We start from the raw sequence: 22230 nt of genomic DNA on the forward strand, positions 1-22230 counted from the left end.
TGCCCCGCGAAAAACGGGTCGGGCTTTCCGCTGCAATCTTTTTAATTTGTCACCTTGAGCGCAGTCGAAAGGTCGCTGACAAATTAAAAAGGATTTCCGCTGTAATCCCTCACGCAAATTTGAACTTTAATCAAAAATCAAGAAATGAATAAAATACAACAAGCACTTCAAAACCGAATATTGATCCTCGATGGCGCAATGGGCACGATGCTTCAGCGCTATAAATTTTCGGAAGAAGATTTTCGTGCCGAACGGTTTAAGGATTTTCATAAATCGGTAAAAGGAAACAACGATTTGCTTTCAATCACCCAGCCACAAGCAATTGCGGAAATCCATTCAAAATATTTTGCAGCAGGCGCTGATATTGTTGAAACCAACACATTTTCCAGCACCACAATCGCAATGGCAGATTACGATATGCAGGATTTGGTTTACGAATTGAATTACGAATCCGCCAAAATCGCTAAAAAAGTTGCTGATGAATTCACGGCAAAAGAACCGCATAAGCCACGTTTTGTAGCGGGAGCCATAGGCCCGACAAACAAAACGGCAAGTATGAGCCCCGATGTGAATGATCCTGGATTTCGAGCCATTTCTTTTGAACAATTGCGAGTTGCATACAAGCAACAAGCAGAAGCATTGATAGACGGTGGCGTAGATCTTCTTTTGGTTGAAACTATTTTTGACACTTTGAACGCAAAAGCTGCACTTTTTGCAATAGATGAAATAAAGGAAGAACGAAATCTCGAAATTCCAATAATGATAAGCGGAACAATAACCGATGCTTCCGGCAGAACGCTTTCTGGCCAAACTGCTGAAGCTTTTTTAATTTCAATTTCGCATATTCCACTGTTAAGTGTAGGTTTCAATTGTGCTTTGGGCGCCAAACAACTCACTCCTCACCTTGAAGTGATTGCAAGCCGCACCAATCTTGCGGTGAGTGCCTATCCAAATGCCGGATTGCCAAACGCTTTTGGGGAATATGACGAAAGCCCCGCACAAATGGCTGAGCAAGTAAAAGAATATTTAGACAAGCAATTGGTAAATATAATCGGCGGTTGTTGCGGCACCACGCCCGAACACATCAAAGCAATTGCTGAAATCGCTTCCCAATACAAACCACGACCTGTTTTTCAATCTGAAAATAGTACAGTATGATTCCCACAAAACAAGAAGTTGAAGAAGCGTGTAAGCGCATAAAACCATACGTTCACAATACGCCAGTATTGAAATCTACCTATTTAAATGAACTTTCCGGCGCTGAAATTTTCTTTAAATGTGAGAATTTCCAAAAGATGGGTGCTTTCAAAATGCGGGGCGCAACCAATGCAATTCTTCAACTTTCCGAAGAGCAAAGAAAAGCAGGTGTCGTAACGCATTCCTCTGGAAATTTTGCACAGGCACTTTCTTTGGCAGCGAAAAATTTGGGTGTAAAAGCATACATCGTAATGCCAGAAAATGCACCGCAAGTGAAAAAAGAAGCGGTAAAAGGTTACGGCGGAATTATTACAGAATCGGAATCAACACCAATAGCCCGTGAAACTGAAGCAGAAAGAATTCAAAAAGAAACAGGCGCGACTTTTATTCATCCTTCAAATGATAGAAATGTTATCCTCGGGAATGCAACTTCCGCTGCAGAATTGCTTCAATCGCACTCCGATTTGGAGTATGTTTTTGCTCCCGTGGGCGGTGGCGGCTTGATTGCTGGCACATCGCTTTCGGTAAAATATTTCGGCACTGATTGCAAAACAATCGGCGGAGAACCTTTTGAAGTTGATGATGCTTATAGAAGTCTTCAATCTGGAAAAATTGAATTCAACGAAACCACAAACACTATTGCTGACGGATTAAAAACGTTTCTTGGAGATGTCAATTTTCCAATCATAAAAGAATTGGTTTCAGAAATTATAAGGGTTGAAGAAACCAAAATTATTTCAGCAATGAAAATTATTTGGGAACGAATGAAAATTATTGTGGAACCGAGCAGTGCGGTTGCATTTGTAGCCTTGCTTCGGGAGAAAGAGCGATTTAAAAATAAAAAAGTTGGAATAATTATTTCCGGCGGAAATGTGGATCTTTCAAATCTTCCTTTTTAAATGGAAAAGACCCAACCAAAATACCTAAAACTAAGTGGTCTCGAACCCCTTATTATTACCCCCGAAAGCAATTTCATAAACGTGGGCGAACGCACCAATGTGGCGGGTTCAAAGAAATTTCTACGGTTGATAAAGGATAGGAAATTTGAAGAAGCCCTTACCGTAGCAAGAGAACAAGTTGAAAACGGCGCACAGATCATCGATATTAATATGGACGATGGTTTGATTGATGGCAAAGAAGCGATGGTGAAATTTTTAAATCTCGTGATTGCCGAACCCGATATTTCCCGCGTTCCAATTATGATTGACAGTAGTAAATGGGAAATCATTGAAGCTGGATTGCAGGTTGTTCAAGGGAAATGCGTTGTGAATTCTATAAGTTTAAAAGAAGGCGAAGCAGAATTTATCCACCACGCAAAATTAATAAAGCGTTACGGCGCCGCGGTAATTGTGATGGCTTTTGATGAAACTGGACAAGCCGATAATTATGATCGAAGAATAGAAATCGCCAGTCGATCTTATGATATTTTGGTGAATCAAGTAAAATTCGCTCCAGAGGATATCATTTTCGATTTAAATATTTTCCCAGTAGCAACTGGAATGGATGAGCATCGAAAAAATGCAATCGATTTTATAGAAGCTACGCGATGGGTTCGTGAAAATTTACCGCACGTGAGTGTGAGCGGCGGTGTTAGCAATGTTTCTTTCAGTTTTAGAGGGAATGATCCTGTTCGCGAAGCAATGCATTCGGTGTTTTTGTACCACGCCATTCAGGCAGGAATGAATATGGGTATCGTAAATCCAGCTATGCTCGAGGTGTACGATGATATTCCAAAGGATCTATTGGATCGAGTGGAAGATGTAATGTTCGATCGTCGCGAAGATGCTACGGAGCGATTACTGGATTTTGCAGAAACCGTCATCGGAAAATCAAAAGAAAGTAAAATTGATTTGTCTTGGCGTGAAGAACCTTTACAAAGCCGCATTACCAGAGCATTAGTAAAAGGAATTGATGAATTTATTTTAGAAGATATTGAAGAAGCACGACAAAAAGCCGATAAGCCAATTGAAGTAATTGAAGGCAATTTAATGATTGGAATGAACGTGGTTGGCGACCTTTTCGGGAGTGGAAAAATGTTCTTACCGCAAGTTGTGAAAAGCGCTCGGGTTATGAAAAAAGCGGTCGCGTATCTACTTCCGTATATTGAGGAAGAAAAATTGAAAAACCCTCAAGCTGGGGATTCAAAAAACGCTGGAAAAGTTTTAATGGCTACCGTAAAAGGCGATGTTCACGACATTGGAAAAAATATTGTTGGTGTTGTCTTGGCGTGCAATAATTATGAAATAATCGACTTGGGAGTGATGGTCCCGCCAGAAAAAATAATCGCCGTAGCGAAAGAAGAGAATGTTGATGCCATTGGTTTGAGCGGTTTGATAACACCGTCCTTGGACGAAATGGTCTTTTTGGCGAAAGAAATGCAGCGACAAAATTTTAAAGTTCCATTATTGATTGGTGGTGCAACGACAAGCAAAGCACACACAGCTGTAAAAATAGATCCCGAATATGAATGTGCTGTTGTACACATAAATGATGCATCCCGCGCGGTAACAGTAGTTGGCGATTTACTGAAAAGGGAAACTGGAGGTTCATATAAAGAGAATTTGAAAAGAGATTACGATACTTTCAGAAAAGATTTCCTGAAACGCCAACGTGTAAAAACCTATTTATCTCTTTCTGAAGCACGGAGGAACAGGTTTCAAATTGATTGGAATACTTCAGAAATAGTTAAACCGAAACAACTTGGAGTTCAGGTTATAAAGGATTTCGATTTAAATCTATTAGTGTATTATATAGATTGGACGCCGTTTTTCAGAAGTTGGGAACTTCACGGAAGATATCCCGATATTTTGAAAGATGAAATTATTGGTGAACAAGCTTCTGAATTATTTGAGGACGCAAAAAAAATGCTTCAAAAAATAATTTCCGAAAAACTATTGAATGCGAGAGCTGTTTTCGGAATTTTTGAGGCAAATACAATTAATGATGACGATATTTTATCGAAGGTTCCAAATTCCAAATCCCAAATTCCAAATCCCATTTTTAGAACCCTCCGCCAACAATCCAAAAAAGCAGAAGGAAAACCAAATATAGCATTGGCAGATTTCATAGCACCAAAAGAAAGCGAAATCCAAGATTATATTGGTTGTTTCTGCGTGAGTACGGGTTTTGGTACGCAACAATTAGCTTCAAAATATGAAAAGGAGCACGACGATTATAATTCCATAATGGTAAAAGCCCTTTCAGACCGATTGGCAGAAGCATTTGCGGAATATCTACACAAAAAAGTGCGGACAGAATATTGGGGCTATGCTTCCGAAGAAAAACTTTCCAATGAAGATCTAATTTCAGAAAAATACAAAGGAATTCGTCCAGCGCCTGGCTATCCCGCCTGTCCGGATCACTTGGAAAAACTTACAATTTGGGAAATTTTAAAAGTGAAAGAAAACATAGGCGTTGAACTCACCGAAAGTTTAGCAATGTGGCCGGCTTCATCTGTTTCGGGATATTATTTTGCAAATCCACAAGCGCGCTATTTTGGGCTCGGAAAAATTAAGGAAGACCAAATTGAAGATTTCGCAAAGCGGAAAAATATGGATATAGAAGAAGCCACAAATTGGCTAAAAACAAACCTTGCAGATTAGATGAAAGTAACAGAACACATAAAAAACGGAAACGGAAAGACCCAGTTTTCATTCGAGATTTTACCGCCTTTGAAGGGGGAAAACATACATTCCATTTTCAATAATATTGATCCCTTGATGGAGTTTGAGCCACCTTACATAAACGTTACCTATCATAGGGAAGAATATGTTTTTAAGGAATTAAAGGATGGTTTAATTGAAAAAAAAATCGTTCGCAAACGCCCAGGAACAGTTGGTATTTGTGCGGCAATTCAAAACCGTTATCAAGTGGATGCAGTTCCCCATATACTTTGCGGTGGATTTACAAAGGAAGAAACCGAGAATTTTTTGATAGACCTTCAGTTTTTAGGAATTGACAATGTGATGGCGCTTCGCGGAGATGCTGTGAAAAGCGAAACCTATTTTACACCAGAAAAGAACGGCCATAAATACGCTTGCGACCTCGTTTCTCAAATAAATGCTTTGAACAAAGGAACTTATTTGGACGATGAACTTCAAAATACATTTCCAACAGATTTTTGTGTGGGTGTTGCTGGCTATTCAGAAAAACATATGGAAGCTCCGAGCAGCGAAAGCGATATCCATTTTCTGAAAAAGAAAATAAAAAATGGGGCGCAATACATTGTTACGCAGATGTTTTTTGACAATGATAAATTCTTTCAATTTGAAAAAAAGTGTAGGGCGGAAGGAATAACTGTTCCCATTATACCAGGTTTGAAACCAATAGCGGTAAAGTCTCATCTCAATTTAATTCCGCATAGATTTAAAGTGGATTTGCCCGACGCATTAGTAATGGAAATTGTGAAAGCGAAGGATAACAAAGCCGTTAGGCAGATTGGGATTGACTGGTGCGTTAAGCAAAGTCAGGAACTTGTAAAAGCTGGCGTGCCTTTTCTTCATTATTATTCTATGGGAAAAAGCAGTAATATAAGGGAAATTGCTTCGCAGGTATTTTAGCATAAAAGAATATATCTGCATTTCTTCATTATTTAAAGATTAGTTTATCTTTGCCGGCGTTGAAAAAAATATGAAGTACTTTCTTTCCGTATTCACAGCTATACTTTTAAGCTTTCCGCTTTTTTCGCAGGAAAAAGAATTGAAGCCCGTTTCGCTAGAAGCAGATTTTTTCTACGGAAGTGTTTTGGAGCACAATCCAGATATTGAACATTTAATATCGGGTCACCCTACTGGCTTTATTTTTTCATTTAATAGAAAAACCTACGGTTTTAATGAATGGGAGCGCCGTTATAATTATCCCGATTGGGGTTTTACAGTTGCTTATCAGAACTTGCACAACGAGTATTTAGGAAATGTGGTAGGTGCTTACGGACACTTTAACTGGTATTTTTTAAACAGAAATCTTATGGTTAGGATAGCGCAGGGAATTGCCTATTCAGGAAACCCTTTTGATACAGAGTCTAACTATAATAATAACGCATATGGCACCCAACTTTTAAGTACTACTCTTTTAAAAGGAAATTATGTGCGTGAAAATATATGGAAGGGACTTGGTGTTCACGCGGGGTTTACAGTGATTCATTATAGTAACGCCAATTTTAAAGCACCAAACAACAGTACAAATTCCTTTTTACTGAATGCTGGCGTAAGCTATCAATTGGATTACAAAGAATTTCCAGAATATATCCATAAAGAAGATTCGCTGAGCAAAACTCACGCCGAAAGGTTTAAATACAACATTGCTTTTAGAACTGGCTTAAACGAAAGTGATGTTGTTGGCCTCGGTCAAGAGCCATTTTACGAATTGTCTTTTTTTGTAGATAAACGCATTAATTACAAAAGCACATTTACGGCCGGGGTAGATGTTTTCTTTTCCGCTTTTTTGAAGGAATTAATCACCTATCGCTCCATTGCCTATCCTGAAGATGGTCTTTCTGGCGATGAAGATTACAAGCGCGTTGGTCTGTTTATAGGTCATGAGTGGCGTTTTAATAGAATAGCGTTTGTTTCACAGGTTGGCTATTATGTTTATTGGCCTTATGATTTTGAAAACCGCGTTTATAATCGTTTGGGGTTGAAGCGTTATTTCTTTGATGATAAAATATTCGCTTCGGTAACCGTTCATGCGCATTGGGCCAAGGCAGAAGCCGTAGAATTTGGTGTAGGGTATCGATTGTGATTCAAAATAAAGGAAAAAATGAGTAACAATATAAATATCGAATTTTGCAAAAGGACTTTGAAGTTGTTCCGAACAACCTTTGTTCTAGGTTCTTTCAGCGCAGCGGTCTTGTTTCTTTTTGCAGGATGCGATTCAGACTCAGGTTGGGACTGTACACAAAAGGCTGGTAATATTGTTGAAACAGAATTCACTGTGCAGCCTTTTACAAAAATCCTGGTTTGGGAGCGTATCAAACTTTTTGTTAAACAAGGTGAAGAACAAAAAGTTGTTGTGGAAACTGGTGAAAATTTAATGAGCGATATTGAAGTTTCTGTTACTGATGGAAAACTTGAAATTCACAATAATAATGGATGCAATTTGGTTCGGGATTACGGGTTGACAAAAGTGTATATAACTTCTCCGAATATTACCGAGATTAGGAGTAGTACAGGGCTTGCTGTTGAAAGTATTGGGGTGCTTCGGTATCCATCCTTAACGCTTCTGTCTGAAGATCAACTAAACGAAGACGAATACCATACTGACGGCGATTTTAAAATGGAACTGGAAGCTCAAAGTTTGAATATTGTTGCTAACGGCCTTTCAAAATTCTATTTAAGTGGAACTGTCAATAGTGCAAGTTTCGGTCTGTATGCTAGTGATTGCAGAATTTACTCTGAAGATTTAATTGTTCAGAATTTATATGTTTTCCATAGAAGCACTGGAGATATTGTTGTTAATCCACAACAAAAAATCCGAGGGAAAATAGTGAGCTTAGGTAATGTAATTTCAAAAACAAGACCTCCAGTTGTTGAGGTTGAAGAATTATATCGCGGCAAACTTATTTTTGAATAGTTAATTCAGAAAACAACTTTTCTAATGTTGTATTTTTTTGGTGCAACTGAAGTATTTTTAAACCATTGTCGTGAGCAAAATCGAAAACCTTTCCGCGCATATCTTGCTCAGTTTCAAAATATAGCTGATAAACAAAACCCACCGAGTTTTCAATCTTTTCAATCTTCGGAAGTTTTTGCAACGCCACTTCTTCAACACGATAATCAAACTCTACTTCAATAATTTGTTGCTTGCTATTTTTTAGTTCTGAAAGCTTTTTATCAAGAACAATTTCGCCTTTATTTATAATAATTACGCGATCACAAATGGCTTCAACTTCTTGCATAATATGAGTGGAAAGCAGCACTGTTTTTTCCTTCCCAACATTTTTAATGAGTTGCCGGATTTCAATCAACTGGTTTGGATCTAAACCAGTTGTTGGCTCATCGAGAATCAAAACTTCGGGATTGTGAAGCAAAGCATTTGCAAGCCCAACACGCTGGCGATACCCTTTGGAAAGCTGACCAATTTTCTTGTTGGCTTCAGGCATTAAACCTGTTTTTTCAATAACATTTTCAACTTCACTTTTTGGAATATTGTATATTCCAGCATTGAAAAGCAAATACTCCCGAACATACATATCTAAATAAAGTGGATTGTGCTCCGGCAGATAGCCCACACTTTTTTTCACTGCAATATCGTCTTTGTTCACTTCAAAACCATTCACAATGGCAACTCCTTGCGAAGCGGGAATAAAAGTGGTCAAAATCTTCATCATCGTAGATTTTCCGGCACCATTCGGGCCTAAAAAACCAACTATTTCACCTTTTTCAATGGAGAATGAAACCTTGTTAAGCGCTTTTTGTTCGCCGTAGGTTTTACTGATATTTTCTACTTGTATGGACATATATTAAAAAGTTGAACAAAGTTAAGCAAATAAAAAACTGAAAAAAGTCTTTTCCGTTTTTAAGAATTCATTACTTTAGCAATCTATTAAAGAACAATGAACACAGTTTTTACTTTCAACAATTTTTGGTTTTTCTATTTTAAAAATAGAACCAGGATTGTTGTATAGTTAATCGAACCATAAAACATTTAAAGTCCTGGAAATTTTTCCAGGACTTTTTTTTTAACCTAATTTTAAAAAATATGAGCTTAAAAGTAGTAATGCAGGGAATTGAAAGTTCGTTTCACCACCAAGCCGTCGAAAAAATTTTTCCGAATGAAGAAATAACACTTTTAATGTGTGATTCGTTTGAAAAAGTAACCAATGCTGTTAGCAAAGCAATAGCAGACTACGGCGTAATAGCCATTGAAAACACGATTGTGGGTTCTATTTTGCCCAATTACGGATTGATAGATACTGGCAATTTTGAAATCTTGGCCGAAACAATTTTAGACATTCAAATGTACGTGATGGCGTTGGAAAGTGAATCCATTCACGACATAAAGGAAATACATTCACATCCTGTGGCCTTGCTTCAATGCAGAGATTATTTACAAAAATTTCCACCCCAATTCAAAGTTATTGAAGGAAAAGACACTGCTTCCGAAGCAAAAAAAATTAAAGACCAAAATCTAAGGGGTGTCGCAGCCATTGCTGGAAAGCAGGTTGCCGAAAGGTTCGGACTTAAAATTTTGGATAGTAATATTCAAGATATAAAGGAAAACCATACGCGCTTCGTACTTTTGGGCAAAAAAGAAAAGCAAACAATTCAACAGACCGATAAAGCTTCCCTTAAATTTGTACTCGAACACAATGTGGGAAGTTTGGGGAATGTGCTGAATCTTTTGACAACATTTAATATAAACCTGACCAAAATACAATCTTTTCCCATTGTTGGAAAACCTTGGCAGTATGCTTTTTTTGTAGATGTGGTTTTTGAGGATGAAAATTTCTTTTTTGAAGTAATGGAAATGCTAAAAAAAACGGTTAAAGAATTAAATATATTGGGCGTATATAAACAAGATGTATCACACGCCGAAGTTGAATTTTCAAATGCAATTTTAAATGGAAAATAATAAAAATCTTCGCAATTGGCTAAATAAAATGGAACTAGCCCACCCGATTGTAATTGCCGGTCCTTGCAGCGCAGAGACCGAGGAGCAAGTTCTGAAAATTGCCCATCAATTGAAAGAAACAGACGCCACCGTCTTACGTGCAGGAATTTGGAAACCTAGAACCCGTCCTGGTAATTTTGAGGGCGTGGGCGCTTTGGGATTGAAATGGCTGCAAAAAGCGAAACAAGAAACTGGATTGATGACCGCAACCGAAGTAGCAAATGCCAATCACGTAGATTTGGCATTGAAACATGATGTGGATATTCTTTGGGTTGGGGCTCGCACGACGGTTTCACCATTTATTGTTCAGGAAATCGCCGATGCCTTAAAAGGAACGGATAAAATTGTTTTAATAAAAAATCCAGTAAATCCAGATTTGGCACTTTGGTTGGGCGCTGTGGAACGTTTTTATGAAAGTGATGTGAAAAACCTGGGCGTAATCCACCGTGGATTTTCAACTTATGAAAAAACGCGCTATCGCAACAATCCCGAATGGCAAATACCGATTGATCTTCAAAACAAATTTCCAGATTTGCCACTTATTTTGGATCCTTCACACATTGCAGGCCGCAGGGACATTATTTTTGACCTTTGCCAAACCGCATTGGACCTCAATTATGACGGTTTAATGGTTGAAACTCATTTCGATCCTGACAACGCTTGGAGCGATGCTGAACAGCAGATAACACCCAAAACCTTGGATCAAATAACAGTAGATTTAAAGATTAGGAAACAGGAAGGAGATGAAGTAGAGTTCAAAAATAAGCTGAATACGTTGCGTACAAAGATTGATGTGTTGGACCACCAATTGATAGAATCTTTGGGGAAACGTATGAAAATTGCCGATGATATTGGTATGTTGAAAAACAAGAACAACGTTGCAATCCTTCAAACAAAACGGTGGAACGAAATTTTAGGAAAAATGATTTTGGAAGGGGAGGAAAACAAGCTGAGCGAGGAATTTATTTTACGAATTTTTAAAGCTATTCACCAAGAGTCTATCAATCATCAGAAAAAGGTTATGAATAATTAAAAAGTTTTGCAACTTTGCGATATGAAAGGCATTGTCTATAAATCTACAGGTAGCTGGTACACCGTGAAAGCCGAAAACGGCACTTTTTACGATTGCCGTATAAAAGGCAAGTTTCGTATGGAGGGAATAAAAAGCACGAATCCTGTTGCGGTGGGTGATCACGTAGATTTTGATGTTGAAAAAAAGGGGGATGAAACAGTTGGAGTTATTAAACATATTGATGAACGTGAAAACTACATTATCCGGAAATCCGTAAACCTTTCTAAACAAACCCACATTATTGCAGCGAATGTTGATATCGCTTTTTTATTGATAACGTTGAACAATCCACCCACTTTCACAACTTTTATAGATCGGTTTTTGGTTACTGCGGAAGCATATCACATAAAAGCAGTACTTCTTTTCAACAAAATTGACACCTACAATGAGGACGAGCTGCTCGAGATAAAATTTCTCGCTGCTCTTTATAGAAAGATAGGGTACGAGTGTATTGGGATTTCAGCAATCTCGGGGAAAAACATCGATAAAGTGAAAGCTTTGATGCAGGATAAAGTAACCATGTTTTCCGGTCATAGCGGTGTAGGAAAATCTACTTTGATAAACGCAATTGAACCTGGTCTGAGTTTAAAAACCTCAAAAATCTCAGATCAGCATTTACAGGGCCAACACACCACGACTTTTGCTGAAATGTTTGATCTTTCTTTTGGCGGACAAATAATAGACACACCCGGAATAAAAGGTTTCGGAGTGGTTGAAATTGACAAAGAAGAACTGGGTGATTATTTTCCCGAGTTTTTTGAGCTGAAGGAAAACTGCAAGTTCAACAATTGTCTTCATTTGGAAGAACCGCATTGCGCAGTTAAAGAAGCATTGGAAAACGAAGAAATAGCGTGGCCCCGCTACAAAAGTTATTTGCAGATTTTAGAAGGCGAGGAAGATCACTTTAGGAAAGATATTTATAACGAAAAATAATTTCAGTGCGCGTTTTAATCCAAAGAGTAAAAAAAGCATCCGTGACCATTGATGGAAAATTGTTTTCAGAAATAAATCAGGGTCTACTCATTTTATTGGGAATTGAAACCGAAGATACTCAAGAAGACATTGACTGGTTAGCAGGAAAAATTACTCGTTTAAGGATTTTTTCAGATGAAAATGATGCAATGAATCTTTCTGTCCAAGATATAAACGGCGACTGTTTGGTTGTAAGCCAGTTCACGCTTCACGCAAATACTAAAAAAGGAAACCGTCCTTCATTCATAAATGCCGCAAAGCCCGAAATTGCTATTCCGCTTTATGAAAAATTCGTACTTCAGCTTGAAAAAGAAACAAATAAAAAAGTACAAACCGGAAGTTTCGGAGCCATGATGGATGTGGCTTTGGTCAATGATGGTCCTGTTACAATTTGGATTGATTCAAAAAGAAGAGAATAATCTCTTTAACCTTTCCTTAACCTTTCAGGAATTTTATATATTGCCGTTTTATAATACAGATTGATGAAAAATATTTTTTACCTCACACTTCTGCTTTGTTCGGTTCATATATATTCCCAAAAAGATTATTCCATAGCTTCTGTAAACAAAGAACTTACCGAATATTCCAACAGTATTTTGATTGATGAATTGGTTGAAATAGACGTCACCGATAATAACAAAATGAAAACCAAAACACATCGTGCTTTGGCGGTGCTAAATAAAATAGGTGACGGCGATACCCATCTTTGCGAATATTATGACGACAATTCCCGTGTAAAAAACATTGAAGTTTGGATTTATGACGCCTTCGGTAAGGAAATAGAGCACTTTAAAAAGAAAGATTTTTTAGATGTAAGCCGAACGGGGATAAGTATTTATAGCGATGACCGAATGCTTGGTATAAATTATACGCCTACCACTTACCCTTATATAGTTGTTTATGAAAGCGAGACCGAAAGCGGGGATTCTGCATTTATAAAACCCTGGTACCCTTTGGGTGGATATGCCGAAAGCACTCAAAAAAGTGTGTTTAAAATAAAATTCAATCCCGCCAACAAACCAAAATACAACCCCCAAAACCTGAAAGATTTTGATATTTCAATATCTGAAACACCAGAGGAAATTATTTTTTCTGCTTTAAATATTAAAGCAATTAGATATGAGGAGCACAGCCCTTCCTATAACAAAGTATTGCCAAACGTAACCATAGCTCTTAACAATTTTAAATTGAAGGGTACTACAGGCTCTGGCAAGGACTGGCAACAATTTGGAAGTTGGATGGATAAAAGTCTGCTTTCAGATGTAAGAGAATTACCAGAAGGAACGTTGGCGCGTGTAAAAAGTCTCGTGGCCAACGAAATCACAAATGAAGGAAAGGCGCGAAAAATATATCAATATGTGCAAGACAAAGTTCGCTATGTAAGTATAAGTGTTGGGATTGGCGGCTGGAAACCAATGCCCGCTTCAGATGTTGACAAACTCAGCTATGGCGATTGCAAAGCCTTGACAAATTATACAAAAGCATTGTTGGATGCCGTGGGGGTTCCTTCTTATTACACAGTTATATACGGAGATACTTCAGAAAGAGATATTACTTCAGATTTTACATCTTTACAGGGAAATCATATTATTTTGGGAATCCCAAATAACGAAGAGATTACATGGCTTGAATGTACAGATCAAGACAAACCGTATGGCTATATGGGAGATTTTACGGATGATCGTGATGTATTAATAATTACACCTGAAGGTGGAAAAATAGCGCATACCAAAATTTATGAAACCGAAGAAAGTACACAATTCACTACTGCAAAAGTAAAAGTGGATGCTAAAGGTGATGTTACGGCAGCTTTTGAAAGTATTTCCAAAGGGCTTCAGTATGACAATAAATATTTACTTCCGAAGAAAAAGCAGGACGATGTGGATGAATATTACAAAAACAGATGGAGCTATATTAATGGATTTTCATTGAACAATTTTGAATTTAACAATGATCGTGAAAATATAGTTTTTACCGAAAAGGTATCTGTAACTATTCCCAGTTATGCAAATCCCGTTGGTAATGATTTTCTCTTCTGTGCCAATATTTTTAATCAAAGTCAGCACATTCCACCCCGTATTGATAACAGAAAACAAAATCTCTATTTAGGTCATGGATATGTGGATATAGACACCCTTGAAGTTGAAATTCCTGAAAACTTCTCGATTGACGTCTTGCCAGAATCAACCGTTTTGGAAACCAAATTTGGAAAATACCAAATAGGTTTCAGCAAAACTCCTGAAAACAAATTGGTTTACAGCCGAAAATTGCTCATCAACAAAGGCGAATATCCTCCATCGGAATATGAAAACTATCGTGATTTTTTAAGATCCATCGCGAGGCTGGACAAAACAAAAATACTTTTAAAACAAAACGTACAATAAATAACACCAATCAATGAAAACAACTATAATCACGGCAATTGCAGTTTTGTGTTTTCTGAATATTTCAGTTGCTCAAAATTATAAATTCGGAAAAGTTTCACAAGAAGAGTTGCTTCAAAAAGAGCATCCAACTAACCCTACAGCAGATGCCGCAGTGCTTTACCGTGAAACCAAAACCGAATTTCAATACACGCAAGATGCAGGATGGTATATGGTTACTGATTATTTTGAACGTATAAAAATTTACACAAAAGAAGGTTTCGAAAAGGCAAATGCAACCATTAATTTATATAAAGGCGATGGTGAAGACAAACTTCTTGGACTGAAAGGATACACTTATTATTTAGGGGGAGATGGCAAAGTGGAAGAAGTGAAACTTAAAAACGATGGTATTTTTGAGGAAGAGACCTCCAAGTATGTTACGCAAACAAAAATTACAATGCCAGACGCTCGGGAAGGTTGTGTTATAGAATACAAATACACCATTAATTCTCCTTTCATCTTTAACATAGATGAGTTCAGGTTTCAAGAAACTATTCCGGTTGACAAAGTGAAAGTGCTTTTCACAACGCCAGAATATTTTGTTTACAAAACACACCAAAGAGGTTGGATTCCCTATAAAGTTGATTCGGAATCAAGAGAGCGGACAATGACTTTTAGACAAACAGAGCAGATGGACACAAGAACTTTTGGAAAAGGGATTCAACAAACAGAAACTAGGGAAATAAAATTTAAGGAAGACACCTACACTGTGGAACTTGATAATGTTCCGGCACTTCAAGAAGAAGCCTTTGTGGGCAATTTGAATAACTACACCACTGCGCTGCAATTTGAGATGAGCTACATAGATATTCCAGGAGTGCCAATTAAAACTTATGCAACTACTTGGGAAGATGTTTCAAAAAGCATTTACCGCATAGATGATTTTGGTACGGAACTAGAACGAAACAACTATTTTGAAAATGATATAGACGCTCTTTTGAACGGTGCAACCAAACCTGAAGAAAAAGTGGGGCTTATCTTTTCGTATGTTTTGAATAAAATGAACTGGAACGGCTACAACGGTTTTTATACTAATGAAGGTGTTAAAACAGCTTATAAAAAAGGTTCTGGAAATGTGGCAGATATAAACCTGATGTTAGTAGCAATGCTTCGCCACGCAAAGCTGGACGCTAATCCGGTTTTGGTAAGTACAAAAGAACATGGAGTTCCGCTGTTTCCTACTCGTAACGGCTTCAATTATGTGATTGCGGCAGTAGACTTTCCGCAGGGAACATTATTGCTTGATGCAACAAATAAAGATGCTGAGATAGGTGTTTTAAAGTCTAACATTTTAAATTGGCAAGGTCGAGTAATAAAGAGGGATGGAACCTCGGGTTGGGTTTCTTTGAGCTCAATGGTGCCTGCTGTGAAAAGTACGATGGTTAACGTTGAAATCAAACCGGATATGTCAGTTACTGGAAAAGCTCAAAACCGCTTCACTGGCAACTATGCTTTTCAATACAGAACTGAATATAAAAACTTAAACGAAGACGCCCAGCGCAAGCAAATAGAGAAAAATACCAACCAAGCCGAACTGTCCAATTTGCACTTTGAAAATTTAACGACCCTTGGACAGCCAGTTTCTTTGGAGTATGATTTTGAAGCTCTTGATGCAGTGGAAGAGGTGGCTGGCAAGCTGTATTTTTCGCCAATGGTTATTTTTGGAACCCAAGAAAACCCATTCAAGTCTGAAACCCGTCAATATCCTATTGATTATGGATATCCACTTAAAAATCGGTATATCTTGAACATTGCACTGCCAGAAGGCTATAAAGTGGAATCATTACCCGAGAATGCAGTTTTTAATTTAGGTGAAAAAATTGGAAATTATCGTTATCTTATTTCGCAAGTAGGTAACAAACTGCAACTTTCAGTGGAGTTTGCAATTAACCAATCTTTCATCGCGGCTGAAGAATATGCCAATTTGAAAAAATTCTATGAACTTTTAATTGCGAAGGAAAACGAAAAAGTTGTACTTTCAAAGGCATAATGGATATCAAAAACGCACAAAAAGCAGTTGATGCTTGGATACAGGAACACGGTGTTCGCTATTTTAATGAGCTAACAAATATGGCGCAGCTCACTGAGGAAGTGGGCGAAGTTGCGCGAATAATCGCACGTCGTTATGGCGAGCAGAGCGAAAAGGAAAGCGATAAAAATAAAGATTTGGGTGAAGAGCTTGCCGATGTTATTTTTGTAGTGCTGTGCCTCGCTAATCAAACGGGTGTTGATCTTGAAAAAGCTTTTGAAAAGAAATTGGAGCTTAAAACCAAACGCGATCACGACAGGCATCACAGCAACGAAAAACTTAAATAAATGTTCAAAAAAGTAATAAATACAAAAGGCTTTTGGAAATCAGTGATCTCTTTGGCGGTGGCTTTTGCAGTGTTGTTCGCGTTTATAAAATGGGCGATAGAAGGCTTTGAGATTGCTTATTTTACTGAAAGAGATCCTTTGATGTTTATACTCACATTGTTGATTGCAGGCTTTGTGTATGGTTTTTTTGTAACCTTCGGAAAGTTCCGTGCGAAGCTTAAAGAAAAAGAGTCTGGAAGATGAAAGCCATTCTCGAACGCGGAAGTTTTCCTAACAAAAATGTAGAAATCTATATCAGCGGTTCCAAAAGTGAATCGAACCGAATATTGATTCTTCAAGCACAGTTTCCCAATATTTCAATAGAAAATCTTTCCGAAAGCGATGATACAAAAGTTTTGCAGGATGGCTTAAAAATTTCGAGTGGAACGGTCGATGTACATCATGCGGGAACAGCAATGCGTTTTCTAACGGCTTATTTTGCTGCAAAAAAAGGTGCTGAAATAATCCTTACAGGAAGCCAGCGCATGCAAGAGCGACCTATTGGTATTTTGGTGAATGCACTAAAAAGTTTAGGTGCAGATATTGAATATCTTAAAAACGAAGGTTTTCCGCCATTAAAAATAAAAGGGAAGGCACTTCATAAGAATAAAGTAAAGATTAAAGCCAATGTGAGCAGTCAGTACATTTCTGCGTTAATGCTAGTTGCGCCAATGTTTCCAAAGGGTTTGAGTATTTATTTGGAAGGAAAAACTACATCGATCCCTTATATTGAAATGACGCTTTCATTGCTGAAAAACATAGGGATAAGGGGAGGTTTCAATAAAAATGAAATTACTGTTCCTTCAATGAAGAATATTGAAAAAAAGATGTTGGTTGTTGAATCAGACTGGAGTTCGGCGTCTTATTTTTACAGTTTGGTAGCACTTTCTGAAAATTCTGAAATAACCCTTGGAAGTTTTTATGAAGAAAGTCTGCAGGGCGATTCCGCCTTAGTACAGATTTATGATTCTTTGGGTGTGATTACTGTTTTTAATACTTCCGAAGGCACTATTTCACTTTCAAAAAAGAACATGGAATTGCCAGATTCTTTGCTTCTCGATTTATCGAACACTCCAGATTTAGCGCAGACAATTGCAGTAACTTGTTTCGGATTGGGCATAAGTTGCAAACTTAGCGGTCTTCACACATTAAAAATTAAGGAAACCGACAGGCTTTTGGCTTTAAAAAATGAATTGGAAAAACTGGGCGCTACAATTCAAGTTGATACCAATTCATTGAACCTTGAAAAAACCCCAAAAATCAATTTCAACAAAACCATCAAAACCTACCAAGACCACCGAATGGCTATGGCTTTTGCACCACTCTCGTTAAAAACAAACCTTACAATAAGCGATGCCGAAGTGGTTTCAAAATCATATCCCAATTTTTGGAAAGACATACAAAAAGTTGGAATTACATGCGTTTTGGACAATTCATCAAAATAGCAACTTTCCTTCATTAATCATCCTTCATCCCGCACCCAGTATCCAGCATAAAATATTTCCAAATAATAAACCCCCATTTACTTGACAACGCCTGTTTTGAGGTTGTATATTTGCGCCCTTGTAAAATATAAAGACACAACGAATTATGGGAATGAAACTTTCAAATTTTAGCTTTAATCTTCCAGAGGAATTATTAGCCGAATATCCAGCTCCAAACCGCGATGAATCCCGCTTAATGGTACTTAACCGAAAAGATAAAACCATCGAGCACAAAATGTTCAAGGATATTATTGATTATTTTGAGGAAGACGATGTGCTAATAACAAACAATACCAAGGTTTTTCCTGCACGTTTATTCGGTAATAAAGAAAAAACTGGAGCTCGTATTGAAGTTTTCCTATTAAGAGAATTGAACCCAGAAACCCGTCTTTGGGATGTTTTGGTAGATCCTGCTCGAAAAATCAGGATTGGCAACAAGTTGTATTTCGGCGATGACGAAACACTTGTAGCTGAAGTTATAGACAACACAACCTCCCGTGGAAGAACGCTTCGTTTTCTTTTTGACGGTTCTTATGAAGAGTTCAGAAACAAATTGACAGAATTAGGCGAAACCCCACTTCCAAAATACATAAAAAGAGAAGTTGAGCCCGAAGATGCAGAACGTTACCAGACTATTTTCGCTAAAAATGAAGGAGCTGTTGCTGCGCCAACTGCTGGTTTGCACTTTTCAAAACATCTTTTAAAACGCTTGGAAATTAAAGGTATAAACATTGCTGAGGTCACACTACACGTAGGTTTGGGGACCTTTAGCTCTGTTGAGGTTGAAGACCTTTCAAAACACAAAATGGATTCGGAAGAAATGAGTATTCTCCAAGATTCTGTAGATATAATAAATACAGGAATTAAACGTAAAAAACGCGTTTGCGCTGTGGGAACAACCGCAATGCGCGCTGTGGAAAGCTCGGTTTCTTCAAACCATACACTGAATGCCTATACAGGATGGACAAATAAATTTATTTTTCCTCCTTATGATTTCAGTATTGCTAATGCGATGATAACAAACTTCCACACACCAAAATCTACGTTGTTGATGATGGTTTCAGCCTTTGCGGGTCACGATTTTATAAAGGAAGCCTATGCCGAAGCTATTAAAGAAAAATATAGATTTTATACATACGGAGACGCAATGTTGATAATCTAATAAATTTCATATAAACCCTAAAAAATCCTGATGAAAATCGGGATTTTTTAATTTATAAGGGTTTGGTTTTCAAATGTCAAAATAAAAATTTACCTTAGTCTTCCTTTTTAAAAGCTAACTATCAATTGGAATGAAAAAAACTACGATTTTCTTCATTTTCTTCTTCACCTTTTTTACTGCCTTTCCACAAGGTGGAGGAGGTGAGTTGCCCGAAAGTTGGGATTTGAATTTAGCAACAGTTCCCAATATTATTCGGCTTCCAACTTTGGACTTTGAGAATATAACACTTCAAGATAGTATCAATGATTTGGATAAGAGTCTTCCTTGGCGCTATGGAATTGAAATGCCGGTAAGTGTGAATATGCAGCACGGCGGTCTTTGGACTGTTTTGCCCGATGGCGGAAAAATTTGGCAAGCAACCATTCAATCAGCTGGCGCATTAAATTTAAGTATCAATTTTGATGATTTCTTTTTGCCAAAGGGTTCGCGACTTCAACTTTATAATGATGACCACACCGATATTATTTCAACGATTACAAACAATCAAAACAGTAATGAAGGCCAACTGGGTACTTGGTTTGTAGAAGGCGATATTATTTGGATAGAATATTACCAGCCGCCAATAGTCCAAGGTTCACCGAAGTTAAATATTGAAACCGTTATTCACGGTTACAGAATGGGAAGGGTGAATGTGCTTATTGATGGTAATCGCGGATTGAATGATTCTGGAGAATGTAATTACGACGTTAATTGCCCCATAGGAAATGATTTTGACCAAAAGAAAGATTTGGTAAAGAAAGCGGTTGCATTACTCAATTTGGGTAATGGCCATTTGTGCTCTGCTTCACTTATTAATAATACATTAAACGATAAAACACCCTATTTATTGACTGCAAACCATTGTTTGGATAATAGCAATCCGGCGCTTTGGTCTGTGCGTTTTAATTGGGTAAGTCCAACACCAGTTTGTGCTACGGGCGGGGATAGTGGCGATTTACAGACAAATTTTACAGTAAGTGGTGCCGAATTAAGAGCAAAAAACAGTTTGAGCGATTTCGCATTGGTTGAACTTTTAAACCCCATACCTGAATCCTGGGATGTTGCCTTTGCAGGTTGGGATAATTCTGACACCAATCCGCAGTTTGAAGTAGGAATACATCATCCAAACGGTGATATTATGAAAATATGCCGCGATGATTCCGGAGCGCAGAAAGTTGATGCCAATGGTACTCAAGCATGGTTGATTGGAGGTGGTACGCACGGCCCTGGAAATGGTTGGGAAATAGGTACTACCGAAAGTGGTTCTTCTGGCTCTCCTCTTTTTGACCAAAACGGAAGGCTCATCGGACAATTATATGCTGGACAATCCGCTTGCACTGGCTTGGAAAACAATCAAGATTATGATATTTATGGAAGGTTGGGCATTTCCTGGAACAACGGAAATTCACCCGAAACACGTTTGAAAGATTGGTTGGACCCAACAAATACAGGGCACACGACAATTGAAACGCTTCAGAATTTATTGAACACACCCGATTTTCAACTAATAGGTGATCTTAAAATTTATCCAAACCCAGCAAGTACGCTCATCACCGTGATGAACAATAGGTATCCACATTTGTCTTACATATTTTCTAATGCGATGGGTCAACGAATTCATTCAGGTTCTTTGTCCAATACAATGAACACCATTGCTGTCGATAACCTTTCAGAAGGCGTTTATTTCCTTCGTTTAGTGGATGAAGACAGTAAAGACTCCATCACCAAAAAGATAATTATTAAAAAATAACGAATAATTCTATATATTTATTAAGCCTCTATTCTTAAAAGGAAAGGGGTTTTTTTACTTTAAAATACAGTAGTTTTGCACGATGGTTTCAGAAAAAAAGGACATACGAGCACTTTCAAAAGAAGAACTTAGAAGTTTTTTTGTTAATATTGGTGACAAAGCCTTCCGCGGAACGCAGGTTTATGAATGGCTTTGGGGGAAGGGAATTCACAGTTTTGACGATATGACCAATCTTTCCAAAGAAACCAGGGCACATCTGAACGAGAACTTCGTAATAAACCATATAAAAGTTGACCATCTTCAAAAAAGTAATGATGGCACCATTAAAAACGCTGTAAAACTTCACGATGACTTGATTGTGGAATCGGTTTTGATTCCTACCAAGAAAAGAACCACAGCTTGCGTTTCCTCGCAAGTGGGTTGCAGCTTGGATTGTACTTTCTGCGCAACAGCCAGATTGAAAAGAATGCGTAACCTAAACCCCGATGAAATTTACGACCAAGTGGTTGCCATTGATAGAGAAAGCCGCTTATATCACGACAAACCCCTTTCCAACATCGTTTTTATGGGAATGGGCGAACCGCTGATGAATTATAAAAACGTATTGGAATCCATAGAGAAAATCACTTCTGATGAAGGTTTAGGAATGTCTCCAAAACGAATTACGGTTTCAACTTCCGGAGTCCCGAAAATGATTAAGAAATTAGCAGATGATGAAGTGAAATTCCATCTTGCGGTTTCATTACATTCTGCCATCCAAGAAACACGAGAGCAGATTATGCCTTTTGCCAAAAATTTTACTTTGGAAGACCTCCGCGAATCGTTAGAGTATTGGTACAGCAAAACAAAACGCAAAATAACATACGAATACATCGTTTGGAAAGGCATCAACGACAAGTGGGTAGATATTGAAGCACTCGTTACTTTCTGTAAATACGTGCCATGCAAAGTAAATATTATTGAATACAATCCTATTGACGATGGCCACTTTCAGCAAGCTTCTTCAACGGTTGTTGATGATTATATTGAAGCCTTGGAACACGACCGAATTCCTGTAACCGTTCGCCGCAGCAGAGGGAAAGATATTGATGCTGCTTGTGGACAGTTAGCAAATAAGCAATAAAAAAAAGAGCGGCTAAAGGCCGCTCTTTTCAATTCAATAT

19 protein-coding genes are annotated in these 22230 nt (G+C 37.9%); 18 read left to right on the forward strand and 1 reads right to left on the reverse strand.

The window, feature by feature from the left end; all coding sequences use genetic code 11:
- The first annotated feature begins 144 nt into the window (after window positions 1–144).
- The 6 genes from ESU54_RS09745 to ESU54_RS09770 all read left to right on the forward strand — a co-directional run bounded on the left by ESU54_RS09745 (window position 145) and on the right by ESU54_RS09770 (window position 7767).
- Window positions 145–1158: a homocysteine S-methyltransferase family protein gene (locus tag ESU54_RS09745; RefSeq protein ID WP_111844285.1), complete on the forward strand. Its 1014-nt coding sequence runs from the start codon at window positions 145–147 to the stop codon at window positions 1156–1158.
- Complete coding sequence (locus tag ESU54_RS09750; RefSeq protein ID WP_111844284.1) at window positions 1155–2096, forward strand: threonine ammonia-lyase; 942 nt, start codon at window positions 1155–1157, stop codon at window positions 2094–2096. Before ESU54_RS09745 ends, ESU54_RS09750 begins: the two co-directional genes overlap by 4 nt.
- Entirely contained in the window at window positions 2097–4799 is a 2703-nt protein-coding gene (metH, locus tag ESU54_RS09755) for a methionine synthase (RefSeq protein WP_111844283.1), read from the forward strand.
- On the forward strand, window positions 4800–5756 hold the full coding sequence (gene metF, locus ESU54_RS09760) for a methylenetetrahydrofolate reductase [NAD(P)H] (protein WP_111844282.1): 957 nt from the start codon (window positions 4800–4802) through the stop codon (window positions 5754–5756).
- 70 nt (window positions 5757–5826) lie between these two features.
- Entirely contained in the window at window positions 5827–6936 is a 1110-nt protein-coding gene (locus ESU54_RS09765; protein ID WP_111844281.1) for an acyloxyacyl hydrolase, read from the forward strand.
- Window positions 6937–6954: 18 nt separating this feature from the next.
- The gene (locus ESU54_RS09770) at window positions 6955–7767 is read left to right on the forward strand and encodes a head GIN domain-containing protein (protein WP_111844280.1); all 813 of its coding nucleotides are present in this window, start codon (window positions 6955–6957) and stop codon (window positions 7765–7767) included.
- On the opposite strand, the gene gldA is transcribed toward ESU54_RS09770, so the two are convergent.
- Window positions 7754–8653, reverse strand: coding sequence for a gliding motility-associated ABC transporter ATP-binding subunit GldA (gene gldA / locus ESU54_RS09775; RefSeq protein WP_111844279.1), 900 nt, complete (start codon window positions 8651–8653; stop codon window positions 7754–7756). The two genes, ESU54_RS09770 and gldA, sit on opposite strands and share 14 nt — an antisense overlap.
- A 242-nt stretch (window positions 8654–8895) precedes the next feature.
- Between gldA and ESU54_RS09780 the strand changes: the two genes are divergently transcribed.
- The 12 genes from ESU54_RS09780 (at window position 8896) to rlmN (ending at window position 22190) form a co-directional block, all read left to right on the forward strand.
- The gene (locus tag ESU54_RS09780) at window positions 8896–9768 is read left to right on the forward strand and encodes a prephenate dehydratase (protein ID WP_146848115.1); all 873 of its coding nucleotides are present in this window, start codon (window positions 8896–8898) and stop codon (window positions 9766–9768) included.
- Window positions 9758–10840 (forward strand): bifunctional 3-deoxy-7-phosphoheptulonate synthase/chorismate mutase type II, encoded by a 1083-nt coding sequence (locus tag ESU54_RS09785; RefSeq protein ID WP_111844277.1) that lies wholly within the window; start codon window positions 9758–9760, stop codon window positions 10838–10840. The genes ESU54_RS09780 and ESU54_RS09785 overlap by 11 nt, the downstream gene beginning before the upstream one ends.
- 21 nt (window positions 10841–10861) lie before the next feature.
- Complete coding sequence (gene rsgA, locus ESU54_RS09790) at window positions 10862–11812, forward strand: ribosome small subunit-dependent GTPase A (protein ID WP_111844276.1); 951 nt, start codon at window positions 10862–10864, stop codon at window positions 11810–11812.
- A 5-nt stretch (window positions 11813–11817) separates the two neighbouring features.
- The gene (gene dtd / locus ESU54_RS09795; RefSeq protein ID WP_111844275.1) at window positions 11818–12270 is read left to right on the forward strand and encodes a D-aminoacyl-tRNA deacylase; all 453 of its coding nucleotides are present in this window, start codon (window positions 11818–11820) and stop codon (window positions 12268–12270) included.
- Between the two features lie 63 nt (window positions 12271–12333).
- A complete protein-coding gene (locus tag ESU54_RS09800) occupies window positions 12334–14235 on the forward strand; it encodes a DUF3857 domain-containing protein (protein ID WP_111844274.1) in 1902 nt (633 codons plus the stop codon).
- Between the two features lie 13 nt (window positions 14236–14248).
- On the forward strand, window positions 14249–16267 hold the full coding sequence (locus ESU54_RS09805) for a transglutaminase domain-containing protein (protein ID WP_111844273.1): 2019 nt from the start codon (window positions 14249–14251) through the stop codon (window positions 16265–16267).
- On the forward strand, window positions 16267–16593 hold the full coding sequence (locus ESU54_RS09810; protein ID WP_111844272.1) for a nucleotide pyrophosphohydrolase: 327 nt from the start codon (window positions 16267–16269) through the stop codon (window positions 16591–16593). Before ESU54_RS09805 ends, ESU54_RS09810 begins: the two co-directional genes overlap by 1 nt.
- On the forward strand, window positions 16594–16836 hold the full coding sequence (locus ESU54_RS09815) for a hypothetical protein (RefSeq protein ID WP_111844271.1): 243 nt from the start codon (window positions 16594–16596) through the stop codon (window positions 16834–16836).
- Window positions 16833–18077, forward strand: a complete 1245-nt coding sequence (locus ESU54_RS09820; RefSeq protein WP_111844270.1) for a 3-phosphoshikimate 1-carboxyvinyltransferase — start codon at window positions 16833–16835, stop codon at window positions 18075–18077. The genes ESU54_RS09815 and ESU54_RS09820 overlap by 4 nt, the downstream gene beginning before the upstream one ends.
- Window positions 18078–18228: 151 nt before the next feature.
- On the forward strand, window positions 18229–19278 hold the full coding sequence (gene queA / locus ESU54_RS09825) for a tRNA preQ1(34) S-adenosylmethionine ribosyltransferase-isomerase QueA (RefSeq protein ID WP_111844318.1): 1050 nt from the start codon (window positions 18229–18231) through the stop codon (window positions 19276–19278).
- Between the two features lie 130 nt (window positions 19279–19408).
- On the forward strand, window positions 19409–21067 hold the full coding sequence (locus tag ESU54_RS09830) for a T9SS type A sorting domain-containing protein (protein WP_111844269.1): 1659 nt from the start codon (window positions 19409–19411) through the stop codon (window positions 21065–21067).
- A gap of 82 nt (window positions 21068–21149) precedes the next feature.
- Window positions 21150–22190 (forward strand): 23S rRNA (adenine(2503)-C(2))-methyltransferase RlmN, encoded by a 1041-nt coding sequence (gene rlmN, locus ESU54_RS09835; RefSeq protein WP_111844268.1) that lies wholly within the window; start codon window positions 21150–21152, stop codon window positions 22188–22190.
- Window positions 22191–22230 lie beyond the last annotated feature (40 nt).

The sequence above is a fragment of the Aequorivita antarctica genome, assembly GCF_007997155.1.
Taxonomy (GTDB): domain Bacteria; phylum Bacteroidota; class Bacteroidia; order Flavobacteriales; family Flavobacteriaceae; genus Aequorivita; species Aequorivita antarctica.